Source organism: Turneriella parva DSM 21527 (assembly GCF_000266885.1).
Lineage (GTDB): Bacteria > Spirochaetota > Leptospiria > Turneriellales > Turneriellaceae > Turneriella > Turneriella parva.
On sequence record NC_018020.1, the window covers coordinates 1,590,585 to 1,611,183 of the forward strand.

The following is a 20,599-nucleotide window of genomic DNA, read 5'->3' on the forward strand; positions in this document are numbered from 1 at the left end:
AGCGGCCCAAACAGCCCGCTTTACGCCTTCGCGGCGTGCTGGGCGGCCATGGTCTTGCTCTCGCCCATGCGCCATCGGGGTCTTGTTTAGCTGGCGGTCGACTAACCTGACAACTGCCGCATCGCGTACATATACGCGCCCAGCGAAACGGCTGCGCTGGTGCCGAGGCGTGAGCGGCCGATAGCCGTCGCCTTCATCGCGTCGAAGCTGATCTTCTCGTCGCTACCGGGTACAGCCAAGGTCTTGAAGTGGCCCTTGAGAAAAGCGTCGTAGCCCGCCTTGTCTTCGACGTCGAAAGCTTCGACCTCAAGCCGCGGCACGCTGCGCTCTGCGCAGACCGACTGAAGCCGGCTGCGTACAGAGGCCAGCATCGCGGGCGCAAAAAGCTCCCACGCGTTCGAGAGGCCACCGCCGATAACCACGAGGCCGTCGATCATGGTCACCGCAGTGGCTATCGCATCGCCGAGGGCGCTGCCAAGATCGGCAAAAGCTATCGCTGCGGCGTCGGTGTCGCCGGCGATTTCGCCCTTCGCAATTTGGAAAATTTCTTTTGCTTTCAGGTCATCGCGGTAGCCGATCTTGCAGTGTTCTTTGTACACGCGGCGCAGCGCGCGAATGCTGATGCTCTCTTCGATGAAACTTTGCGGGTAGAGTGGGTTGCGCATCAGCCACACTTCGCCTGCGGCGGAGTTATCACCGGTATGTAACTCGCCGCCGCGGGCAATGCCGCCGCCGAAGCCCGTGCCGAGGGTGAAACCGATCAGGTTCTTGTACTGCCGCGTGCTGTCGGCGTGCACGAGGTGCCGGTTCATTTCAGGCAGAAATCCCCCCAGTGCTTCGCCGTATGTGAACAGGTCGCCGTCGTTGTTGATGAAGACGGGCACACCGAACTGCCTGGCCAGCATCGGTCCGAGGGGAACTCCCCCTCTGAACGCGGGCAGGTTGCCGAGGTCGCCGATGATTCCCTCTTTATACCATGCAGGGCCGGGAAACGCAAAGCTGATCGCTGCAGGCTTCTGTTTCACACGCTGGCTGATCTCAGTGAAACCGGCAAAAAGGGTCTTGAGGCATTTGCTCAGATCGTCGCCGTGCGAAGGAAACTCAAGCGGCTCGGTGATCGGTTTGCCGCTGGCCATGGCTGAAAAAGCGAACTTGGTTCCGCCGGCATCGAGCGTCAGCACGACGCGCTCATCTCTCTCAAACGGAGGGGCGATATGCATCCTATGCGGCATGGTGCCTTCTTTCGTTCAGCGCGAGCAGTGTGATGTAGACGATGCAGGCTGCGGGCACGACGAGCGCCAGCACTATCGAACCCCGTTCGCTGATATAGCCCATCACCGGTGGCAGAATAGCTCCCCCCGCGATCGCGCTGATCATGAGGCCCGAAAGTTCATTCGCGCGTGTGGGAAAAGCGTCCATGCCGATGGCGTAGACCAGCGGAAAAATATTGGCAAAGCCGAAGCCGATCAGCATCGCCGCAGCGAAGCCGAAATACCCCGTTGCGGTTGCGAGCAGCACCAGGCCTGCGAGCGCCAGAGCGCAGCAAACCAGCAGAAATGCTGCCGGCCGAATTCTATTCAGCACCAGCGTACCCGCAAAGCGACCAGTCATCAGAGAGAGAAAAAAGAGACCCGTACCTGCCATGCCAAAATCGGCGAGGCGAAAGCCATATATTTTTTCGAGTATCGTCGGCAGCATCGAGCTGATACAGATCTCGGCACCGACGTACAGAAAAATAGCGAGCACCAACAGAGCAACACGCCGGTGGGCGAGCAGCGCCACACAGGCGGCGACCGTTGCGGCATTTTTGGTCTCACCCTTGCTGCTATGGAAAAACAGAGCCAGCATCGCCACCAGCGTACCCGCGCCGAAAATCGGAAACACGAGCTGCCAGCGGTTGTCGAAATAGCGGTAGGCCAGAATCGGAATCAGAGGAGCGCTGAGCGTGCCGATACCTTTCACGAACTGGCCAAAGGTCACGTTCTGCGCAAATTTGCCCGCCGGCGACGCTTCTTGCAGCAGCGGGCCGCCCGCAACCTGCAGCACCGTGACACCGGCGCCGAGTAACAACACTGCGGTTAGGTAGCCTGAATAACTTGTGAGTCCCATGAGCGGTGTGGTGACGCCGGCGAGCACAAGAATCAATCCGCCGAAGGCGACTGGCTTTTTGCCTAGATTGGCCTGCAGCACCCCGACCGGAATCGACAGCAAGCCGAACATGATGAAGCCCGCGAACGCAATGAAAGATGCCTCGAATTGAGTTATCTGCAGGTTTTCCTTAACTAACGAAACCAGCGGCCCGATCAGGTCGCCGAAGCCCATGACGAGAAACACCAGGTAGATCGGTAGAGTGCGCATTAACTACCTCCGCGGCCAGGAAATCGTTTGATGACCTTTTGGTATTCTTTCGAACCCTCGCGCAGAGTGCGTTTGAACGTCTTGTAATCCACTGCATAAAGCCCGAAGCGCTTGTCATAGCCTTCGAGCCATTCGAAGTTATCGAGCAGCGACCAGAAATAATAGCCGCGCACATCGTAGCCTTCTTTCATCACCTCTGACAGCGCATAGAGATGCTGGCGAATGAAAAGAACTCTCTGCGTGTCATTCGCATCGGCCAGCCCATTTTCGGTTATGATCATCGGCACCCCGATATGCGCGATGCGTTTCACGGCATAATAAAGGCCTTCGGGGTAAATTGCCCAGCCCATATCACTCTTGGGAAACCCAGACATCTGCAGACGGCTGAACATGGGTGTCTTGAAAGGATTAAATATCGCCGCGGTTCTCGTATAATAGTTGATTCCGAAAAAATCCATCGCGCGCACGCCGTCGGTGTCGTTGAATGAATACGAACCTTTGAACGGCAGGCTGATGTTGTACCGGCCGGACTGAAAAAACTCGAGCATAGCACCCATCCAGAAGCGCTCTTCGTGGTACGCTGCAATCCAGTCCATGATGAACCAGCGATTGAAGGGCCTTGCTTCGAGCACGGCGATAATCGCGCCCACCTGGTGCTTCTGGGTGTATGAGGCTTTCTTAAAGCTTTCATAGGTGCGAATATGGCCCAGCAGCATATTGCGCGTGACTTCGCAGCTGAGTAAAAAGTCAGTTTTCCCGGGGGGAAATCCCCCCTCGAGGTACCCGCTCAGCGGATACAGATTGAATTCGTTGAACGTGCTCCAGTATTGCACCTCGCTCTGGTATTCGCTGAACATGCGGTTCGCATAGCGCAGCCAGTATTTCAGATTCTCTTCTTTCTCAAAGCCGCCTTTTGCCGTGAACCACAGCGGGTCAGTGAAATGGTGCAAGGTAATCATCGGCTCGACGCCACGCCGCTTCAGTTCACGAATGAGGCTGCGGTAGTGCTCGATTGCCTTCAGGTCAAACTTACCTTCTTCGGGTTCAATGCGGCTCCACTCTATCGAAAACCGGTACGCATTGAGACCAAAGTCGGCGATGAGTTTCACATCTTCTTTATAAAGCTTGTAGTGGTTCGCCGCTTTGCCGGCTACCTCACCGCGCATGATTCGGTCGCGCCCATTGGCCTGTTTGGTGCGCTCCCACACGAACCAGTTATTGTTCGTGAGATCGCCTTCGATTTGGTACGCAGAGGTCGCGGCGCCCCACAGAAATTTCTTCGGAAACTCAATCTTCGAGGTATCGATGGTCTCCCAGTCCCATTCGGGGTTGGGAAACCGCACGTTGAGGTAAATGGTAGCCGAAAAATTGAGGATTACGAGCGAACCTACGACAATGACTGTTTTGCGAAATCTTTTAAGCATGCTTTCGCTCTATTTCTGCACTAAACGAACCACGACTCGCCGGTTGAGCTTCGCCGCGTCTGGCGAATTGTGCGGATAACCGGGTTTACGCGAGCCGAATGACCGATAGCGATACCGCGCCTGCGGATACCGTGACTTCAGGTATTGCAAAATGGCAAGGGCCCGGTCTCGCGAAAGATCATCCGCAGCCCGCTCTGTTTTTGCCGCGTGGCCGATAACCTGAACGCGTGAGCCGCTGGGTATTTTGATTGAATCAAGCGACGCCTTCATCTGGGCTGAAAGAGCAGATGAAGACTGCGCAAAGAATACTTCCCAGGTGCCGGCTTCGGTGGCGGCGCGCTTTGTCGCCCCCCCGCGCGGCGGAATCGCAAGATTACCGGGTGCCATACGAATCGTCGAGTTATGCCTTAACCCAAAGGCCTGCTTTAAGACCGCGAGCGACTCGGCCGCCCGGTACCGAGCAGCGATAACCACCTGTGGCTTCGGCGATTCAAATTCGCGTACCACAAAATCGCCCCTGAACCATAACTCGCCGATCGGGGTGATTTTTGTCACGATGATGGCGTCGCCCGAAAAAAACTGCAGCCCCTCTGCCTGCAGCGTCAAAAGAGCGGGGCTGCTGAGATTCGGGCAATACATGCGGATTGCGTAACGATAAAGGCCTTTCTGCTGTGTTTCAGGTTGCACGACTTCAGCCGAGCACCTGCTGCTCATCAGCTGCCTGACATAGTTTGCGGCGAGCAGTTGATTCTCATAATTTGAAACGACCGCAGAATCGTCGAGCACGAGCTTCAGGCGCGCGCTGACCGAATCGTACATCACCTGGTCTTCAATCGCATTGTTGTGCAGGTACTGAAGCCGGTTCACCAGGGAGCGAAATTCGGCGTCGGCCTGGCGCGTCTGAATAGAAGTGCAGCCCATTACCAGCGCGATCAGCCAAGCCGCAAGCAGATATAGTCGCCCGAGCATATTTCAAGACAGCGTTGCGGTTTGAATAGCGCTGTACAGAAGAAAGACGCTTGCCTTGCCACTTCAATTATTTATCGAACCTTATGCCAGCCGCAGCGTCAAAATCATATATGAGTAACCGTGTGAAATCTGTCTTTTTATTACTTTTCATAGGGGTCGCTTTAAACCTACCCGTACGCGACCTGGGGGCAACGATCGAACTGGTCACCGTACCCAAAAGCCAGGCGGTGCAGCTCACGATTTACAATAGCGCCGATATCACGATGGTGAAAGAGTCGCGCGAGCTGACCTTTAAACCAGGGCTGAATACCATTCAGTTCTCATGGGCTGGCACGCTGATTGACCCCACTTCGCTACGCCTCACGTTTCTTGACAATAAGGGCAAGTTGACGCTGAGGGACACTTCGTTTCCCCCCGGGCGTAACGACGCGCTGCAGTGGAATATCGACAGCGAGCTCTCAGGTTCGGCGCGCGTCGAGATCAATTATTTCACGTCGGGCATCACCTGGAACGCCGATTACACCGCCATAACCAATGCGAAAGAAAATGCGATGAATATCGATGGGTTCATTCGCGTCATCAATAACTCGGGTGAAGACTATCCGAATGCCGAGGTGAGGCTCGTTGTTGGCACGGTGAACCTCGTCGAAGACATCGCCGGTTTGGCGCAGGGCAAATGGCGATACGCAGACCTCGACGAAGACAAGCGCGACCGGGTGCGCAATGGTTTCAAACGCAAAATGAAGAAAGCCGAAGCGGCCAAAGCCATGATGGAGGCAGAAGACATAATGCCTTCACCTGCGGCGCCCGCTTCTGGTTACAGCCAGCCGAAAGAGATCGTCAAAGAGGGCCTTTCAGAATATTTTCTCTTCACAGTCGAGGGCAAAGAAAAAATACCGAACGGCTGGCAGAAGCGCCTGAAGGCTTTCAGCGCCAAAGATGTGGATGTTAAAGTCATCTACCGCGCGTCAGACCGACTGACGGGCGGCTCGGTACACAAGTTCTACGAATTTCGTAACACCAAAGAAAAGGGTGCAGACCCCAAGATCAGCCTCGGCGTTTCGCCTCTACCCGACGGTACCGTACATATCTTCTCTGAAGATGCAAAGAACAATCTTTCTTACCAGGGTGGTATCTATATGAAATACGCCGCCACAGGCGATAAGGTGAAACTCGATGCCGGCCAAACCCGCGAGGTGGTTCTGCGCACCTTCACGCGTGATTTTAAACGCGGCTCATTTGTCACCGAGACCCGGTACGACAAATCGCACTATGTGAAAGAGTGGGTCGACGAGTACTTCTATGAACACGAACTGGAAAACACGCTCGGCCGCGCCGTCAGCGTCGAGATCGAACGCACTTTTCCCGGTAATTTCGAACCGGGCAAAATTTCATTCAAATACGAAAAGGTCGATTCGGCCACGATTAAGTTCTTTCCCGAAGTCGACGGCCGTGAAAAAAAGAAGATCGCATATTCGATTCGCATCGAGCACAAGGAGTAAATCATGAAAAACGGAATATTAATCATCACAGCATTTTCGCTTTGTTCGGGCAGTGTAGCTGCCCGGACAAAGCTGGTCACCATGCCACAGCGCGAGTACACGCGCATCGACCTCAAGAACCCCACGCAGACCATCGTCGAAGAAGAGCGCACGGTCAACCTGCAGCAGGGCACGAACCAGGTTGAATATGCGTTCTCAGGGGTCTCGGTCGATATCAACAGTATACAGTTTCGCCCGATCAAGACCCCCGGTACGGTGCGCGTCATCAATGTGAATTACCCCCCAGGTGAAAGCGCCCTCTTTTGGGAGGTCTATTCAGATAAAGCCGGCCCGGGGGTATTTCGTATTTCATACCTGATTTCTAACCTGCAGCGAAGTACCGCATACGAAGCTGTGGTCGCGAAAGACGAAAAGTCGCTGAACCTCAAGGCGCAGACGATGGTACAGAATGCGTCAGGTGAACATTTCGCTTCGGCAGAAATTCTGAGCGTGATCGGTAAACCCTATTCGGGCGGTCTGCAACAGGGTGAGTCGAAAAAAATTCAGGCGTTTTCGGCCGCCGATGTCAAGTTCACCAAGAAGTTCTTCTTCGACCATTCGGTGTCAGACCAGGTATCGCTGATCTATGAAGTGCGCAATGAGAAATCTGCCGGATTACCCGAAGTCATGCTGCCGAACGGCAAGGCGCGGGTCTATCAAGAAGACTCACAGGGCTCTGAGGCCTTTTTGGGTGAAGACTGGACACAAGAAACCGGCGCGGGGCAAAAGCTCGAGCTGAAGCTCGGGCAGGCGAAAGAGGTGAAGGTCAAGCGCTCTATAGTCAAGCGCAAAGAAGAGGTCGTAAGGCTGCCGATCAAAAACCACCACCAGACAATACGCTACCAGATTGAAAATTTCAAAGACAGCGAGGTGCCGCTTACCATGGTCGAGCACCCCGGCGGCGAATGGGTGATCGACGGCATCGACGTGAAAGAAGAGAGCGGGGAGCGCGATGACATCAAAGAGCGATCGTATTCTGCGGATGTTAAAGCCGAACGCATCGACCTCGACAATGTCAGGCTGCACGTCAATGTTCCCGCGAACGGGCGCGAAAAAAAGAAGCTGAACGTCTATGTACGTTTGATTCTGAAAAACCGCTGGTAAGCGTACAGTAAATTTGGTGGCAGTAACTATGAAAGCAAAGCTCACAGCAATAGCAGCGATAATAAGCATCACTGCTTTTCTGCCGGCACTGTCTGCTCAGGTGAAAGGCGGTTCGCGTGAAGACATACCTGAAAAAAATCTAACCGTACCGCCCGATGTCGTCGCCATGCCTGAAGGTGGTTTTCTGTCTGATATCGCCGGCACATGGGATTGCGGCGATTTCGGCACGGTTGTGTTGAAGCAGAAAGGTGACAAGGTTACCGGGACTTACGGCGAAGACGGAAAGATTGTCGGCATTCTCAAGAACAGCCGCTTCACCGGCACCTGGAGCGAAGCGGGCGGCACAGCCCGAGGCGCGTTCGACTTCAAAACCTCAATCGAACGCAAGACCAACCGCCCCACAAACCTGCGCGGCAGATGGAAAAACGCCGGCGAGCGCAAATGGCAACCAGCACCCTGGGAGTGCGTGAATTAGGTCGCCTTGATTCAACTGGCCCGAAGCCTTCTATCGCGGTCTAACCCACGGGCATACGGGCGTACGCCTGAAGATTTGAATCGACTTTGTCCCACGCTAGCGCGCGCTCAGCATAAGTAAGCACCTGCGGTTTGAAGCGATTTGGTTCGTCGAGGCTTGCCGCGTGTACCGCTATCAGATCGGGCATTGCCGCGAACGTAAGGTAAACCGGTGTGCCGCAGGTCGGGCAAAACGCGTGAGTCTTTATGTTGCCGCTGTCGCCAGCTATCTGCCAGTGCGTCGCTTCTCCGGTGATTAACATTTCGGCACGCGAGGCAAACGTCAGGTAAGAGCCATGCCCGGTGCCGCTGCGTAGTTGGCAATCGCGGCACTGGCAGTGGTTCTGAAATACGGGTGCGTGTTGAGTTGTGTATCGCAGCGCACCGCATGCGCAGCCGCCAGTGTAGGGTTGTGTCATGCTTGGCTGCCTGTTGAAACTGGCTTTGGTTTGGCGAAGACGTCGATGCCTTTACCGGTTTCCATCAGAGATTTGAGGCTTGCGAGCACGATTGGCCAGCCCTGCCTGATGCCCTTATCCATACCGCTGCCGGCCTCAAGGTCGTCATGCGTCACAGTTAGTTTGACCATGTCGTCGTAAGGTTCAAGGTGAAATGTGACGCGGCTGTAACTCGCTGGGTTTTCGGCCTGCGCCGGGCTTGCCCATGAGATAACGAGCCGCACCGGCGGGGTGATCTCGAGTACTTTACCGACCAGATTCACTGTGCGCTCGTCATTGGTGCGCACATGTTGCCAGTTTGAACCGGGTTTCCAGTCAGAAATATTTTCATGGCCCCAGAATTGGCGCGTAACCTCGGGTTTCGTTATTGCCTCGAATACCTTTTCGGGCGTTGACCTGATATAGGTTACTTAAATGAAGCTAGTCTTCTCGTTATCCATTTTATTCTCCTTCAAGTTCATTCTTTAGATCATGCAAAAGAGTCAGTTGTTGCCTTTCGAACTTGCGTACCCAACGTTCATAGACCTCGTGCAGCGGCACGGGGTTGATGAAATGCAGTTTTTCGCGCCCGCGCCAAACCGTTGTGACCAGGTTTGCAGCCTCGAGAATCGCAAGGTGCTGCGTCGTCGATTGCCGGGCTATTTCGAGATGCTCGCACAGCTGGCCGAGTGTCTGCCCGTTCTTCTCGTAGAGCAAATCGAGTAGCTTTCTGCGTGTTGGGTCACCCAGAGCTTTAAATACATTGTCGGCATCCATACACTATTTGCAAGTTGTGCAGATATGCAGGTAAATGACTGCATGTCAAGCTGAATGTCGAATGGTCACTAGTTCGACAAAATCAGCCAACTGCGTTCCCCTCGGGTGGTAATCGACTGGCGCTGAAAAAATTTCGCCCAGAAAGGGGGCCGCGTCTCGAAGCAGCCGTTTGTGGTCGAGGTTTTCGGGAAACAAGACGCCTGCGTCGCGGTTTTCGAGCATAAATTTGACGCCTGCCAGCACGCCGGCTGCCACCTGTATGACAGTCGCCGAATAAACGGGGTCGGTGGTTTTCAGAATCGAGCCAGTCCACCAGCACCATGGAGTCGGGTCACCCGTCAGTGGGTTTGCCGCGAGTACGAAGAGACATCCTACTTTATCTTCACCTTGCAGGCCGTGCTCGCCCGGTGTCAGCACGATACCTTGGCCGCTGGCCGGCAAGTCGCGCTGCAGGCATTCGCGCGTGTGGCGGTTCACCTCATAGACGAAATAAACGCTCGGGGCGTAGTCGGCCCGCGAAAGCAGCTTCTGCAGGGTGAAGACTTCTTCGTGTGGTATCACCATTCCCTGAATTTCGCGGTGGGGCACATAAGACCTTGCCTGGGTTTGCCAGCCGGCAGAGGGTAAAATCGCGGTGCGAGGGCGCACGAGTTCGGCGCCATCGGGCAGAGTTCGTTCGTGAGAGCCCCACGCAACCTGCGCGGGCGCGAGCGCCTCGACCAGAAAGCCGGGGCAGCTCCACGTGTTGACGAAGCTGTTCGCCGGCACGCGGCTTGCCGTCTGCGTGTCGAGTTCTGAGCAGTGCAGCGCATCGAGTTTCAGATGTCTCGCGATACCCGCAAAGTCACGGGCCGATAGCAAGCTCTTGAGTTCTATATCTTTCCGCTGGGCGAGCACATGCGATGCAATATCCTGAAGTCCCTGTTGCGCGAAGGCTGAAATGAGTCCGGGGTTCATGCCCTGATCGAACAGAACCGTGGGTTGCGCCGAGGTCGCTTTGAGTCGCGCCACGATTTCGGACATCTTTTCGTGGTTGCGGTAATGGAGCAGTACCTCATCGGCAGAACTTTCGATACACGTATTGAGGTACATGAAACCACGCGCGAGACAAACCTCGACCGTAAAAAACATGTCGCTGTCGGTTGTCAGATCGATGACGAGATCGCCGCGCTTCAGTTTGAGATCCTCACAAAGCAACGAGACGGTATTTTCCCGATTGAGACTGCGCTGCAGATATACCGCGCCCCGCTGAATAAATGCATTTACTGTATAATGGGTACTTTGGTTGCTGCGCTCGATCAGATAAACGTTATGCGGATCTATATCGACAAAGTGATCGATCAGGTGCAGGCAGCATTTGCCTACGGCGCCGATTCCCAAGATAACGATCTTCATTCTTAGCCTTTCGAGACCCCATGAAAACCAGCACACCTGTCAGAGAAATAGCGGTAATACCGCCGCAGATAGAGCTGCGCCCAACCAAAAACGGGTACATTGGCATCTTTGCCAGGTACGACTTCAAGAAGGGTACCGACATCTATTCGCACACATTTCGCGCGGTTCCCGAAGACGCTGAAATAATTCTGGTGACACCGCTCGGCGAGGTGCCTATTGATATCAAGGTTCATACTGTGAGGCGGGCCGATGGCATGCGCGATTACTTTGGCTTCGATTCATTCATGAACCATTCGTGTGACGCCAACACAATTTCGATGATGTACCCTGGCGATGCCGAAAAAATGCGGTACTACACACACGCGGCGAAAGATATCGCGGCCGGCGACGAAATTACCTGCAACTACCTGCTTTTCGACTGGGATTGCGACGGGCATTCGTTCGATTGCCTATGTGGCGCCAGTGGCTGCTTCGGCCATATCGGCGGCTTTACCGACTTGTCGTTTGATCGTCAACTGGCGTTCGCCGACGGCCTCGATGACCCCACTTTCAAACGGTTCGTTGCCGGCGCCCGCGATCAGCTCAATAAGACGAAACTGCCCGATTCTGTAATCAGGCGAATGGCTGCGCTAGGCCTGTAGAGCCGGTCAGGCTATACGGTGGTGCCTGCGGCCCTTGTTTTTCTCTTTTCGCCGAACCCGGCTTTTTAACATAGCACGAAATGGAGGATATCAGCTTCAGGCAAACGCTCTTCTATTGTTTTGCCTTTGTGCTCACCGGCTCCGCGCTCGGTGTGGTCTTTCATCGCAACCCCGTCAAGTCTGCACTTTTCTTGGTCAGCTTCTTTGTGACGCTGGCGGCAACCTATGCGCTCATCGGCGCTGAAATTCTCGCGACGCTGCAGGTGCTGGTTTATGTCGGCGCGATCATGGTACTGTTTCTCTTTGTCATCATGCTCATTTCTGTACGCGAAGAAAGTTTCGAAAGCCCCTTGAGTAACATCGGCCGGGCGTCCATCGTCACCGGTCTGACGCTCGCCTTTATCATTCAGCTCTTGCTGCTGTTGCAAATACGTTCGGGCCGGGGTGATCTGAACCCGATCGCGCAGCCGACAACCACGCTCGCCGCTGGCAAGCAGCTAACCGATACTGCGCAGGTAATTTCGGTGAGCCTGTTTCGCGATTACCTGGTTGCATTCGAGCTTGTGTCGCTGCTTTTGCTGGTTGCCGTCGTCGGCGCGATCATGATTGCCAAGAAAAACCGACAGACCCATGAATAGTCTCTTCACCCAACCGGAGCTACAGCTGCCATGAATGATTTTCTGTCGGTCAAAGCGCTCGCCGTTCTCGGCTTCATACTTTTTGCCATCGGTGTCATGGGCGTCATCACGCGCCGCAACCTCATCGTGGTGCTCATGTCGATCGAAATTATGCTCAACGCAGTGAACCTGCTTTTTGTCGCCTTTTCACGGGGCTTTAACGATACGCACGGCCAGATCATGGTTCTGTTTGTTATGGCGATCGCCGCCGCCGAATCGGCAATCGGCCTTGCACTCGTGATCGCGTTCTTTCGCAATTCGCGCAGTGTTTCGACCGACGAGCTGCAAAACCTGAAGGACTCATGAACCGCGAGCTGATACCCTATTTTATCGTTGCTGTGCCCCTGCTGCCCCTCGTGGCTGCAGTCGTCAACGCGTGCCTCTTTGGCTGGGCGCAGCGCGCCGGCTCGCAGCGAATTCAATACTGGACTATTCTGGTGTCGCTCTCGGCGACTGTGCTCGCTCTCGCCGCGCACTTTGTCACGATTCAGCTGCACCCATCGCTCACCGGTGAGGGCACCGCGACGATCGTCTCTCCGCTGCGGTGGCTGACGATGACGTACCCGCTGACGCTCAGCTGGGCGATACGCTTTGACGCTCTCACTTCGATTATGGTGCCCGTGGTGCTTTTCGTTGGGCTCATGGTACAGATATTCAGCGTCGGTTACCTGCACGACCGCAAGCACGACATCGCGCGCTACTTCGCCCTGCTGAGCTTCTTTATGTTCAGCATGCTGCTGCTCGTCGTTGCGGCGAACCTCTTCGTCTTCTTTGTCGGCTGGGAGGCCGTCGGCCTTTCATCGTACAAGCTGATCTCGTTTTACATCGACAAAGACGCAGCGCAGCGAGCGGGTAAAAAAGCCTTTATCATGAACCGCATTGGCGACGCAGCGCTCTTGCTGGGGGCCTTCGCAATCTTTCGTGCAGCGAATACGGGTGATTTTCGCGAAATTGCGCTCGCCTTCACCAAAGGCAGCGTGGCGGCAGGTTATGCCAACTTCATCGGCCTCATGATCTTTATTGGCGCTGCGGCTAAATCAGCGCAGTTTCCTCTTTATACGTGGTTGCCTGATGCGATGACCGGCCCGACCCCAGTCTCTGCGCTCATACACGCGGCGACGATGGTTACGGCAGGCATTTTTCTGATGCTGCGCCTTGAACCGGTATTCGTCGTCGCGCCCGAAGCATCGCAGATTGTTTCCACAACCGGTGCTATCACCGCGCTCGGCGCAGCGTTTGTCGCCGCAGGGCAGACCGACATCAAAAAGATTCTGGCGTTTTCGACCGTGTCGCAGCTCGGCCTCATGGTGATCGCAGTCGGCAGTGGCGCTTACGCGGCGGCATTTTTTCATCTTTTTACGCATGCGTTTTTCAAGGCGATGCTCTTTCTCATCGCAGGGGCAATCATTACGTATGCGCACCATGAACAGAACATTCGCCGCATGGGCGGATTAATCCGTTCACGTCCGGTGCTCGGCATTCTGTTTTGGCTCGGCCTTGCATCGCTCGCGGGCCTGCCGGGTTTCTCTGGCTTCTTTTCGAAAGACCATATTCTCGCCGCTGCATTCTCGCTCAAATCAGGCGGATCGATAGTCGGCATGATGACTTTGGGTGTGTCGCTGCTCACCGCATTCTACACGTTTCGGCTCGGCATCGTGGTCTTTCACGGGCCCTCGCAGCATAAGAGCGCGCATACAGAGCACGGCGACGAACCGTCGGTGAGTTTCTATCTCCCCCTTATTATTCTCGCAGTACCTTCGGTGCTCGCGGGCCTTGTGGGAGTTCCCGCTGTATTCACAGGCAGCGAGTCTGTTTTCTTCGAATATATTACGCGAAACTTTCCCGTTTCGCTCAATGAATTTATTCGCCTGATCCAGAACCCACTCGATCACGCGTTTGAGATGAAACTGGTTGCCGCAGGCATCGGTGTGGCAGTCATCGGTGCAGCGACGGCGATTGTCTATTATGGTGTTCTGCAGAGACGCCCGGCGGCAGAGGGCGCGTTTCGCGGTGCTGTCGCACGCCTGAGCCTCAATAAGCTATACGTTGACGAAATTTATCAATTCGTGTTTGTCTCACCATACAAGGCGCTCGCAGAAAAAGCCTCTCTCTGGGAAAAGCGCATCTTACCGGGAATATCTGATGGCCTTGGTCTGCTGGCACAGTCGGTTGCATCAGCCGTTGCCCGGCTGCAGACGGGCGAATTCGCGCACTATGCGATGGCCGGTTTCGCCGGGTTTCTCTTGATGCTCGTGATCGCGATGGGGGTTCTGTAATGCTGGCCATCGCCATTCTGACTCCGCTCGTCGTGGGCCTCGCGATACTCTTTCTGAAAGACGAACCCATCGGCGCGAAGTTTCGAAACCGAAATGCAATTATTTCGATAGCGGCAACGGTTGTGGTTCTGGTGGTTGCAGTTCTATTGCAGCGCAGGTTTGCCGGCAATTACGGCGAAGCCCAGCTCAAAGAAGTGTGGATCGCCTTTCCCGGGGCGGGCCTGAACCTGTCTTTCGCTCTCGACGGGCTTTCAATGCCGCTCTTTCTTTCGACTGCCTTTCTGTTTTTCATTGCTGCGCTGTTTTCATTGAACGTGCAGAAGCTGCAGTCGCAGTTGCTGACTCGCCAGTTCTGGGCTTCGTTCTTAATGCTTGAAGCGATTGTACTCGGTGTCTTTGCCGCCTACAACTTCATCGTCTTCTTCATGCTGTGGGAGCTCTTTCTCATACCTGTCGTAATTCTGATGTGGCGCTTCGGCCTTGCAGAACGCAAGGCCGCGGCGGCGCGGTTTTTCATTTACACGTTCGTTTCTTCGGCCTTCATGCTCGCCGCGTTTGCCGCGCTGGTCTATTATGCCCCGCGCATTGGTGCCGATTTCGATTTTAAGACAACATTCGCCCCCGACCTGCAGCTCGTGCATTTCGAAAAGCAGAGGCTGATCTTTTTGTTCTTGCTGATCGCCTTTCTCGTCAAAATGCCCATTTTTCCATTTCATGCATGGCTGCCGCTCACCCACACTCAGGCGCCGCTCGGCACTTTGTTGCTCTCTGGATTATTCTTGAAGCTCGGCTCTTATGGCGTCTTGCGGTTCATCTCTCCCAACTTTACGGGCGTTATTGCCGAGTGGGGTTCGGTCTTCATTTCGCTGGGCATATTTTCGATGCTCTACGGAGCCTTCGTTGCGTATCGTCAGCAGTCATTTCGTTATGTGATTGCCTACTCGTCGCTGTCGCACATGGGTCTGCTCTTCGCCGGCACTCTGACAAACAACGAATACGGCGTCACGGGTGCTATCATTCAAAACGTGGGCCACAGCCTCGCGAATGCATTGCTCTTTGTAATTGTGACAATGCACCTGGCACGGGCCAAATCAGACGATCTGGCGACAATGCAGGCGCCGAAGAGTTTTTTCTACCAGGTTGCCTTTTCTATCGCGCTCTTCTCGGCCATCGGAGTGCCGGGCACCGTGGGTTTTGTCGGCGAGTTCTTGATGCTCTTCGGCCTTTCGTTCAGGTCGTGGCCGCTCACCATTGCCGCAATCTTGACCCTGGTGTTTAGCGCCGCTTACATGCTGAGGCTCTACCACAAGATGCGCGCCAACGGCACCGACAGCGGATGGTCGCCAACGCCGATTGAGCGGGTCTGTCTCGGCCTGCTGTGTGCGACCATTCTTTGGTTCGGCCTGCAACCTTCATTTCTGGCAGAAAATGCGCGCAGCACTGCGCGTGTTGTGACAGTCAACTCGGGAGTGAATCGCTGATGTTACTGACGCTGAACGATCTGCTCGCGATGGCTCCGCAACTGCTGCTGGTGGGCGGCGGCCTGTTGGTACTCACTTCACAGATTCTGATCCGCGGCCCCGGCGGTGCCCGCCTCGCCTGGAACCTTACACTCGTGACCCTCATCGCGACTGCGATTGTCGTTGCCTTTGGCCTTAGCGACGCAGCCGGCAAGGTAACCGTATTGCCTCAGGCATTTCTCGGCTCAGATACTGTCTCGGCAATGAACAACACGTTTCGCTATACTGCGTTCAGTGCCAATGCGATTCTTCTCTTTGTTGCGCTCGCGATTCTATCGCTGCTCTTTATGCGCACGCTTTTGCCGGCGCTGAACATCGATTTTGCTGAAAATTACTTTTTGTTGCTCATGAGCCTTGCCGGCTATGCATACGCGGTCTGCGCCGAAGACCTGATTACTTTGTTTGTCGGCCTGGAACTGGGCTCTTTGCCTGTGATCGTGCTCATCGGCATGAACCGTGAATCGCGGACAGCCAACGAAGCGGCACTAAAATACCTATTGCTTTCGGCTTTTGCCGTTGCATTTCTGCTCATGGGTATCGCACTCGTTTATGCGGGCGCGGGCACGCTGAAACTCAGGGAGCTGCGCGAAATTGCTCCGCATTTCACCAAGACCCGCGTGCTCGTGCTGGCACAACTCTTCATTTTGACGGGTTTCTTCTTTAAACTGGCGGCGTTTCCGATGCAGGGTTATATTGCCGACGTCTATGCGGGCTGCACGAGCGCCTTCACGATGGTGTTGGCCTCGCTTTCAAAGGCTGCCGCGGCCTTGTTGTTGTTCAAGGTGTCGATGGGTGTACACGACGGTTTCAGGCAATATCTTGCGCCGGTGCTCACCCTCGCCGCCGTGGGTTCGATGTTTGTCGGTACCTTCAGCTCACTTGCTGCCACGAATCTGAAGCGGTTGCTCGCTTACTCTTCGATCACCAACGCAGGCTTCTTGCTCTGCTTCTTGATAATACCTGCGGGAACCGACGTCGGCATCATGGGAACCTTGAAACAAGATGCAGGGTCTGCGTTTTACATCTACGTTGTGGGTTACGCATTCGCCTCGCTGCTTGCCTTCGGCGCGATTGCTATCCTCGAAATGCAAACCGGCAAAAACGACATTACCCTCGATGACCTGAACGGGCTTGCTGCGCATAACCGGTTTGTTGCGTGGGCACTCGGCATCGGCGTGCTTTCGTTCATGGGCATGCCGCCACTCGCCGGCTTTTTTGGTAAGTTTTTTCTCTTTAAATACCTTGCAGTTTCGGGAAATCTGACGCTCGCGGCAATCGCCGGTCTTGCCAGTGGTATTTCAGTTTATGCGTATATTCGCATTCTGAAGCCAATCTTCCTTGGCGAGAGTGAAAGTCCTGCAACTGCAGATTCCCCGGCTGCGGCACCCGCGCAGCGCGCGGGCGCCTATGTGCTCATTGCTGTTCTGAGTTTTTTTGCTGCCTTTTCTGCCTTTTTATATAATAGCGGAGTTACCGCAGTTCAGAAAATTTACTGAAATTTGGGAGTTTCTATGTTCAGAAAAATTAACCAACGCAGGTTTCGACTCTCTGCCTTGGGAGTAGCGAATTTCACCCTGTTCGTATTCTTAATGGGTGTAGCATTCTCTCCGTTTGCCGGCACCTGCACCGGCGGCGGCTCTGTGGCCGAAGCGGGTACAGACAATCCGCTGCTCAAATCTGACGCAGTACAGCATGTGCTGAAGTTTCAAGAGGCGATTAGAGAAATCTATAAAGAAGTAAATCCGGCTGTTATTCGCATCGAGACTGAACAAACTGTGGAGATTAACCACCCGTTCTTCAACGACCCGATGTTTCGACGCTTTTTTCAGGTGCCCGAGGGACAGCAGAAACAGAAGCGCGCCGGTTTAGGCTCGGGTTTCATCATTTCGAGCGATGGTTTTGCTGTGACGAACCATCACGTGGTGCAGAAGGTCGACAAGATCACCGTCAAACTTACGAACGGAAAGGAGTACACGGCTAAGCTGATCGGCTCTGACCCGAACTCAGACATTGCGCTCATCAAGATCGACGGCGCCAAAGGCCTAAAGACTGCGCATCTGGGCGATTCTGACAAAATTGAAGTGGGAGATATATCTCTCGCGATCGGCAACCCGTTCGGCCTGCAGTCGACGCTGACGACTGGCATCATCTCTTCAAAAGGCCAGGACGTCAATTCTGCCGACGGTGTGAGCCGAATTCAGACCGACGCGTCGATCAACCCCGGTAATTCGGGCGGCCCGCTTTTGAATGTGCGCGGCGAAGTGATTGGCATCAACCAGATGATCTATTCGCAATCGGGTGGCAGCGTCGGTATCGGTTTTGCGATACCCATTAACCATGCGAAACACGTCATCGAAAAACTGAAGGCGGGCAAAAAGATTCGCCAGGGTTATATCGGCGTCTCGGTAGACCCTGAACAGACAGACGAAAAGCTGAACCTGCTGGGCGTCAAAGGCAAAACCGGCCTTATCGTTGCCCAGGTCGTCATCGGTTCACCGGCTTTCAAGGCAGGCATCGTGGCGAATGACTTCATAACGCACATCGACGGCAAACCCGCCGAAAAATTTTCAGTACTCAAGTCTGCGGTACTGCAGAAGGGCGTCGGCGCCAATATCGAGGTGAAGCTGATACGCCAGGGCAAAGAAGTCACTGTTTCGGTCAAAGTCGCCGAAGCGCCGCAACAGCAACAGTAAATACAGTGCGCACTATGTCATGGTTCGACCCATTCGACAAGCTCAGGGCGAACAGGCTCACCATGACAAAGTGCGCGCAAATTCTTGAATGTTCGCGGCCTAAAGGTGCTGGGCATCGTCATGGTGAGATGCAATCTCGCCTTAGCGAGCTTGTCGAACCATGACCTTAACGGCTGACATCGGCAATTCTCATTCTGTCATCGGCATCTGGCGCGATGGTAACCTTATTGACACACTGCGCCTCGCGACCGAGAGCCGGCGCACGGCAGATGAATGGCTGCTGTTTCTCAGAAGCTGGATCAGCGGCAACAACGTGCTCGGCACTATTCGGTCGGCGGCAGTTGCTTCGGTTGTGCCCGCCGCCAATTCGGCTGTCAGCGATGCGATTACAGCGTTAGGCGTCAGTCGCTGCACATGGCTTTCGGCCGACCTGAAGCTCAACTTCTCGTTCAATTATCCGCAGAAGCAGACTTTGGGTGCCGACCGAATCGCCGACATGCTCGCCGCAGTGCATTATTTTGGTCCGAATTGCGTGGTGCTTGATTTCGGCACGGCGATTACCTTCTCAGTCGTCACCGACGGTGCATTTCAGGGTGGGGTCATTGCGCCGGGTATAACTTCATCGCTCGAGGCACTCTTCAGTTCAACCGCAAAATTGCCCAAGATCGCCTTTCACCGTACGTCGAACGCGATCGGCAAATCGACCGCTGAGGCGATCGAGATCGGCGCCTACGTCGGCTGGCGCGGCGTTGTCAAAGAAATACTTACTGACATTAAGAGCGAGCTGCCCGACCAGGGTAGAAAACACCGTGTAATTGCGACGGGTGGCATTTCAGAATCGCTTGATTTTGCCCCCGATTTCTTCGACATTGTCGACCGTAACCTCACGATGAAAGGAATCTACCTTGCTTCGCTCGCTCAGAATATTTAAACTTGATGCGTATCTGCTGCGGCATTTTTTGCCGTCGCTTGCGGTTGCAGCCGGCTTCTTCACGTTCATTGTGCTCGTCTTCTTTCTCAAAGAGACAATCAAGCACGCGGTCGAAAAGAATCTCGACTTTCAGGTCGTGCTCGAGCTCTGCTGGTATGCTCTCGGTTGGACACTCACCCTCACGATACCGATGGCCTTTCTGCTTTCAACGATCTTAACAGTCGGCGGATTAAACTCTGATTCAGAGATTATCGCCATGCGAGCAGGCGGCATCACGTATCCCCGTATACTGAGGCCGTTTCTGGCTGTTGCAGTTCTGCTCTTCGCTGCGCTGCTCTGGTTCTCGAACTATGTTGTACCGGCGTTTGCCGACAACATGGAGAACATGCGCAACTTTATTCTCACCACCGACCCGATTGCCACGATTCAGCCAGGCCAGTTCATCACGCTCGACAAGCGTGAAGGTTTCGTGCGAAAAATCTACATTGAAAAGTCTCTCAATACCAAAGACTTTGGCGGTGAGATTTTACAGAATATTCAGGTGCGCAAAATCGGCAACGTCGGCAGTATTCGCCAGTTGACCGAAATTATTATCGCGCAAGAAGGCCGTAAAATACTCAAACAAACTCCGCAGGGTGAATGGGTTAAGGCCCTGAGGCTCACCCGCGGCTACCTGTTCAGCACGGGTTCTGACGGCACCTTTCAGCGTGTCGATTTTTCGGGTGGTATGTTCGACCTGAACATTCAAGAGCCCGAAAAAATCAAAAAAATGAAGCGCATTGAAGATATGGGTTCGTTAACTTTGCCGCAGCTGTACCAGGCCTTCGATACCATAAAACAATATCCAGAAGCAGAGATGCTGACCCGCAAGGCGCATCTCGAAATTCACAAGCGCCTTGCTCTATCATTTTCCGTAATACTCTTTGTGCTCGTGGGGTTTCCGCTCGCGATCGTTAACCGGCGCAGCGGCAAGGGTATGGGCCTCGGCGTCTCGGTCATATTTATCTTCGCCTACTTTGCGCTCTTCTTGTCTGCCGAAACCTTTTCGGTTTCCAGGCCAATTCTCGCGCCGTGGCTCGCGGCCCACGCGGCGAATATTCTCATGGCAATCGGCGCATTCTATTTTTCAGTGTCGCGGCTGGCCGAGAAGTCGATACGTAATTTCTGGCGTTAGACAGCAGGCTCCGAAAGAGCTTCCGAAAAAGCGGCAAGCCTCCGAAGCGGAGACCCGGAGACGGGTCGCGCAGTTTGCTGCCGCAAACTGCTGCTAAAGCGCGGCGCTGCTTGCCACTTTTTCGGCTTCGGCGCCTGCCATGCACTAAGGTTTTCTCAGGAAGAAAACC

Annotated in this window: 20 protein-coding genes; 12 read left to right on the forward strand and 8 right to left on the reverse strand. The window is 54.5% G+C overall.

What is annotated here, in order from left to right:
• Positions 1 to 101 precede the first annotated feature (101 nt).
• Genes TURPA_RS07770 through TURPA_RS07785 form a run of 4 tightly spaced genes read right to left on the reverse strand, consistent with a single transcriptional unit; the run spans position 102 to position 4,751 of the window.
• Positions 102 to 1,220 carry an ROK family protein gene (locus tag TURPA_RS07770; protein ID WP_041948391.1) on the reverse strand — a complete coding sequence of 373 codons (1,119 nt, stop codon included), beginning with the start codon at positions 1,218 to 1,220 and terminating at the stop codon, positions 102 to 104.
• A 1-nt stretch (position 1,221) separates the two neighbouring features.
• The gene (locus tag TURPA_RS07775; protein WP_014802748.1) at positions 1,222 to 2,358 is read right to left on the reverse strand and encodes an MFS transporter; all 1,137 of its coding nucleotides are present in this window, start codon (positions 2,356 to 2,358) and stop codon (positions 1,222 to 1,224) included.
• Positions 2,358 to 3,782: a glycoside hydrolase family 1 protein gene (locus tag TURPA_RS07780; protein WP_014802749.1), complete on the reverse strand. Its 1,425-nt coding sequence runs from the start codon at positions 3,780 to 3,782 to the stop codon at positions 2,358 to 2,360. The genes TURPA_RS07775 and TURPA_RS07780 overlap by 1 nt, the downstream gene beginning before the upstream one ends.
• Before the next feature lie 9 nt (positions 3,783 to 3,791).
• The gene (locus tag TURPA_RS07785; protein ID WP_014802750.1) at positions 3,792 to 4,751 is read right to left on the reverse strand and encodes an OmpA family protein; all 960 of its coding nucleotides are present in this window, start codon (positions 4,749 to 4,751) and stop codon (positions 3,792 to 3,794) included.
• Between the two features lie 122 nt (positions 4,752 to 4,873).
• Between TURPA_RS07785 and TURPA_RS07790 the strand changes: the two genes are divergently transcribed.
• The 3 genes from TURPA_RS07790 (at position 4,874) to TURPA_RS07800 (ending at position 7,871) form a co-directional block, all read left to right on the forward strand.
• Positions 4,874 to 6,253 (forward strand): hypothetical protein, encoded by a 1,380-nt coding sequence (locus TURPA_RS07790; protein ID WP_157210439.1) that lies wholly within the window; start codon positions 4,874 to 4,876, stop codon positions 6,251 to 6,253.
• An 81-nt stretch (positions 6,254 to 6,334) separates the two neighbouring features.
• Entirely contained in the window at positions 6,335 to 7,396 is a 1,062-nt protein-coding gene (locus TURPA_RS07795; RefSeq protein WP_041948392.1) for a DUF4139 domain-containing protein, read from the forward strand.
• Positions 7,397 to 7,424: 28 nt separating this feature from the next.
• Positions 7,425 to 7,871: a hypothetical protein gene (locus TURPA_RS07800; RefSeq protein ID WP_014802753.1), complete on the forward strand. Its 447-nt coding sequence runs from the start codon at positions 7,425 to 7,427 to the stop codon at positions 7,869 to 7,871.
• A gap of 40 nt (positions 7,872 to 7,911) precedes the next feature.
• On the opposite strand, the gene TURPA_RS07805 is transcribed toward TURPA_RS07800, so the two are convergent.
• Genes TURPA_RS07805 through TURPA_RS07820 form a run of 4 tightly spaced genes read right to left on the reverse strand, consistent with a single transcriptional unit; the run spans position 7,912 to position 10,518 of the window.
• Entirely contained in the window at positions 7,912 to 8,328 is a 417-nt protein-coding gene (locus TURPA_RS07805; RefSeq protein ID WP_014802754.1) for a GFA family protein, read from the reverse strand.
• Positions 8,325 to 8,768, reverse strand: a complete 444-nt coding sequence (locus TURPA_RS07810; protein ID WP_014802755.1) for an SRPBCC family protein — start codon at positions 8,766 to 8,768, stop codon at positions 8,325 to 8,327. Before TURPA_RS07810 ends, TURPA_RS07805 begins: the two co-directional genes overlap by 4 nt.
• 40 nt (positions 8,769 to 8,808) lie before the next feature.
• Positions 8,809 to 9,123: an ArsR/SmtB family transcription factor gene (locus TURPA_RS07815; RefSeq protein WP_014802756.1), complete on the reverse strand. Its 315-nt coding sequence runs from the start codon at positions 9,121 to 9,123 to the stop codon at positions 8,809 to 8,811.
• Between the two features lie 45 nt (positions 9,124 to 9,168).
• A complete protein-coding gene (locus TURPA_RS07820) occupies positions 9,169 to 10,518 on the reverse strand; it encodes a saccharopine dehydrogenase C-terminal domain-containing protein (RefSeq protein ID WP_014802757.1) in 1,350 nt (449 codons plus the stop codon).
• Between the two features lie 20 nt (positions 10,519 to 10,538).
• On the opposite strand from TURPA_RS07820, the gene TURPA_RS07825 reads away from it, so the two are divergent.
• The 9 genes from TURPA_RS07825 to TURPA_RS07865 all read left to right on the forward strand — a co-directional run bounded on the left by TURPA_RS07825 (position 10,539) and on the right by TURPA_RS07865 (position 20,430).
• Positions 10,539 to 11,159 carry an SET domain-containing protein gene (locus tag TURPA_RS07825; RefSeq protein WP_014802758.1) on the forward strand — a complete coding sequence of 207 codons (621 nt, stop codon included), beginning with the start codon at positions 10,539 to 10,541 and terminating at the stop codon, positions 11,157 to 11,159.
• Between the two features lie 80 nt (positions 11,160 to 11,239).
• Positions 11,240 to 11,797 carry an NADH-quinone oxidoreductase subunit J gene (locus TURPA_RS07830; protein WP_014802759.1) on the forward strand — a complete coding sequence of 186 codons (558 nt, stop codon included), beginning with the start codon at positions 11,240 to 11,242 and terminating at the stop codon, positions 11,795 to 11,797.
• Positions 11,798 to 11,827: 30 nt separating this feature from the next.
• Entirely contained in the window at positions 11,828 to 12,142 is a 315-nt protein-coding gene (nuoK, locus tag TURPA_RS07835; protein ID WP_014802760.1) for an NADH-quinone oxidoreductase subunit NuoK, read from the forward strand.
• Positions 12,139 to 14,112 (forward strand): NADH-quinone oxidoreductase subunit L, encoded by a 1,974-nt coding sequence (gene nuoL / locus TURPA_RS07840; RefSeq protein WP_014802761.1) that lies wholly within the window; start codon positions 12,139 to 12,141, stop codon positions 14,110 to 14,112. The genes nuoK and nuoL overlap by 4 nt, the downstream gene beginning before the upstream one ends.
• A complete protein-coding gene (locus TURPA_RS07845; RefSeq protein ID WP_014802762.1) occupies positions 14,112 to 15,593 on the forward strand; it encodes a complex I subunit 4 family protein in 1,482 nt (493 codons plus the stop codon). Before nuoL ends, TURPA_RS07845 begins: the two co-directional genes overlap by 1 nt.
• Entirely contained in the window at positions 15,593 to 17,128 is a 1,536-nt protein-coding gene (locus tag TURPA_RS07850) for an NADH-quinone oxidoreductase subunit N (protein WP_014802763.1), read from the forward strand. Before TURPA_RS07845 ends, TURPA_RS07850 begins: the two co-directional genes overlap by 1 nt.
• 15 nt (positions 17,129 to 17,143) lie before the next feature.
• Positions 17,144 to 18,325 carry a trypsin-like peptidase domain-containing protein gene (locus tag TURPA_RS07855; RefSeq protein WP_014802764.1) on the forward strand — a complete coding sequence of 394 codons (1,182 nt, stop codon included), beginning with the start codon at positions 17,144 to 17,146 and terminating at the stop codon, positions 18,323 to 18,325.
• A 160-nt stretch (positions 18,326 to 18,485) separates the two neighbouring features.
• Entirely contained in the window at positions 18,486 to 19,256 is a 771-nt protein-coding gene (locus tag TURPA_RS07860) for a type III pantothenate kinase (RefSeq protein WP_014802765.1), read from the forward strand.
• On the forward strand, positions 19,231 to 20,430 hold the full coding sequence (locus tag TURPA_RS07865; protein ID WP_014802766.1) for an LptF/LptG family permease: 1,200 nt from the start codon (positions 19,231 to 19,233) through the stop codon (positions 20,428 to 20,430). Before TURPA_RS07860 ends, TURPA_RS07865 begins: the two co-directional genes overlap by 26 nt.
• The last annotated feature ends 169 nt before the right edge of the window (positions 20,431 to 20,599 follow it).

Bases quoted from the DNA above. Each gene is read 5' to 3' on its own strand.
- TURPA_RS07775 (WP_014802748.1), bottom strand. From the start codon at position 2,358: ATGCGCACTCTACCGATCTACCTGGTGTTTCTCGTCATGGGCTTCGGC.
- TURPA_RS07815 (WP_014802756.1), bottom strand. From the start codon at position 9,123: ATGGATGCCGACAATGTATTTAAAGCTCTGGGTGACCCAACACGCAGA.
- TURPA_RS07805 (WP_014802754.1), bottom strand. From the start codon at position 8,328: ATGACACAACCCTACACTGGCGGCTGCGCATGCGGTGCGCTGCGATAC.
- TURPA_RS07800 (WP_014802753.1), top strand. From the start codon at position 7,425: ATGAAAGCAAAGCTCACAGCAATAGCAGCGATAATAAGCATCACTGCT.
- nuoL (WP_014802761.1), top strand. From the start codon at position 12,139: ATGAACCGCGAGCTGATACCCTATTTTATCGTTGCTGTGCCCCTGCTG.
- TURPA_RS07850 (WP_014802763.1), top strand. From the start codon at position 15,593: ATGTTACTGACGCTGAACGATCTGCTCGCGATGGCTCCGCAACTGCTG.
- TURPA_RS07830 (WP_014802759.1), top strand. From the start codon at position 11,240: ATGGAGGATATCAGCTTCAGGCAAACGCTCTTCTATTGTTTTGCCTTT.
- TURPA_RS07845 (WP_014802762.1), top strand. From the start codon at position 14,112: ATGCTGGCCATCGCCATTCTGACTCCGCTCGTCGTGGGCCTCGCGATA.
- TURPA_RS07860 (WP_014802765.1), top strand. From the start codon at position 18,486: ATGACCTTAACGGCTGACATCGGCAATTCTCATTCTGTCATCGGCATC.
- TURPA_RS07785 (WP_014802750.1), bottom strand. From the start codon at position 4,751: ATGCTCGGGCGACTATATCTGCTTGCGGCTTGGCTGATCGCGCTGGTA.
- TURPA_RS07770 (WP_041948391.1), bottom strand. From the start codon at position 1,220: ATGCATATCGCCCCTCCGTTTGAGAGAGATGAGCGCGTCGTGCTGACG.
- nuoK (WP_014802760.1), top strand. From the start codon at position 11,828: ATGAATGATTTTCTGTCGGTCAAAGCGCTCGCCGTTCTCGGCTTCATA.
- TURPA_RS07820 (WP_014802757.1), bottom strand. From the start codon at position 10,518: ATGAAGATCGTTATCTTGGGAATCGGCGCCGTAGGCAAATGCTGCCTG.
- TURPA_RS07855 (WP_014802764.1), top strand. From the start codon at position 17,144: ATGTTCAGAAAAATTAACCAACGCAGGTTTCGACTCTCTGCCTTGGGA.
- TURPA_RS07780 (WP_014802749.1), bottom strand. From the start codon at position 3,782: ATGCTTAAAAGATTTCGCAAAACAGTCATTGTCGTAGGTTCGCTCGTA.
- TURPA_RS07825 (WP_014802758.1), top strand. From the start codon at position 10,539: ATGAAAACCAGCACACCTGTCAGAGAAATAGCGGTAATACCGCCGCAG.
- TURPA_RS07795 (WP_041948392.1), top strand. From the start codon at position 6,335: ATGCCACAGCGCGAGTACACGCGCATCGACCTCAAGAACCCCACGCAG.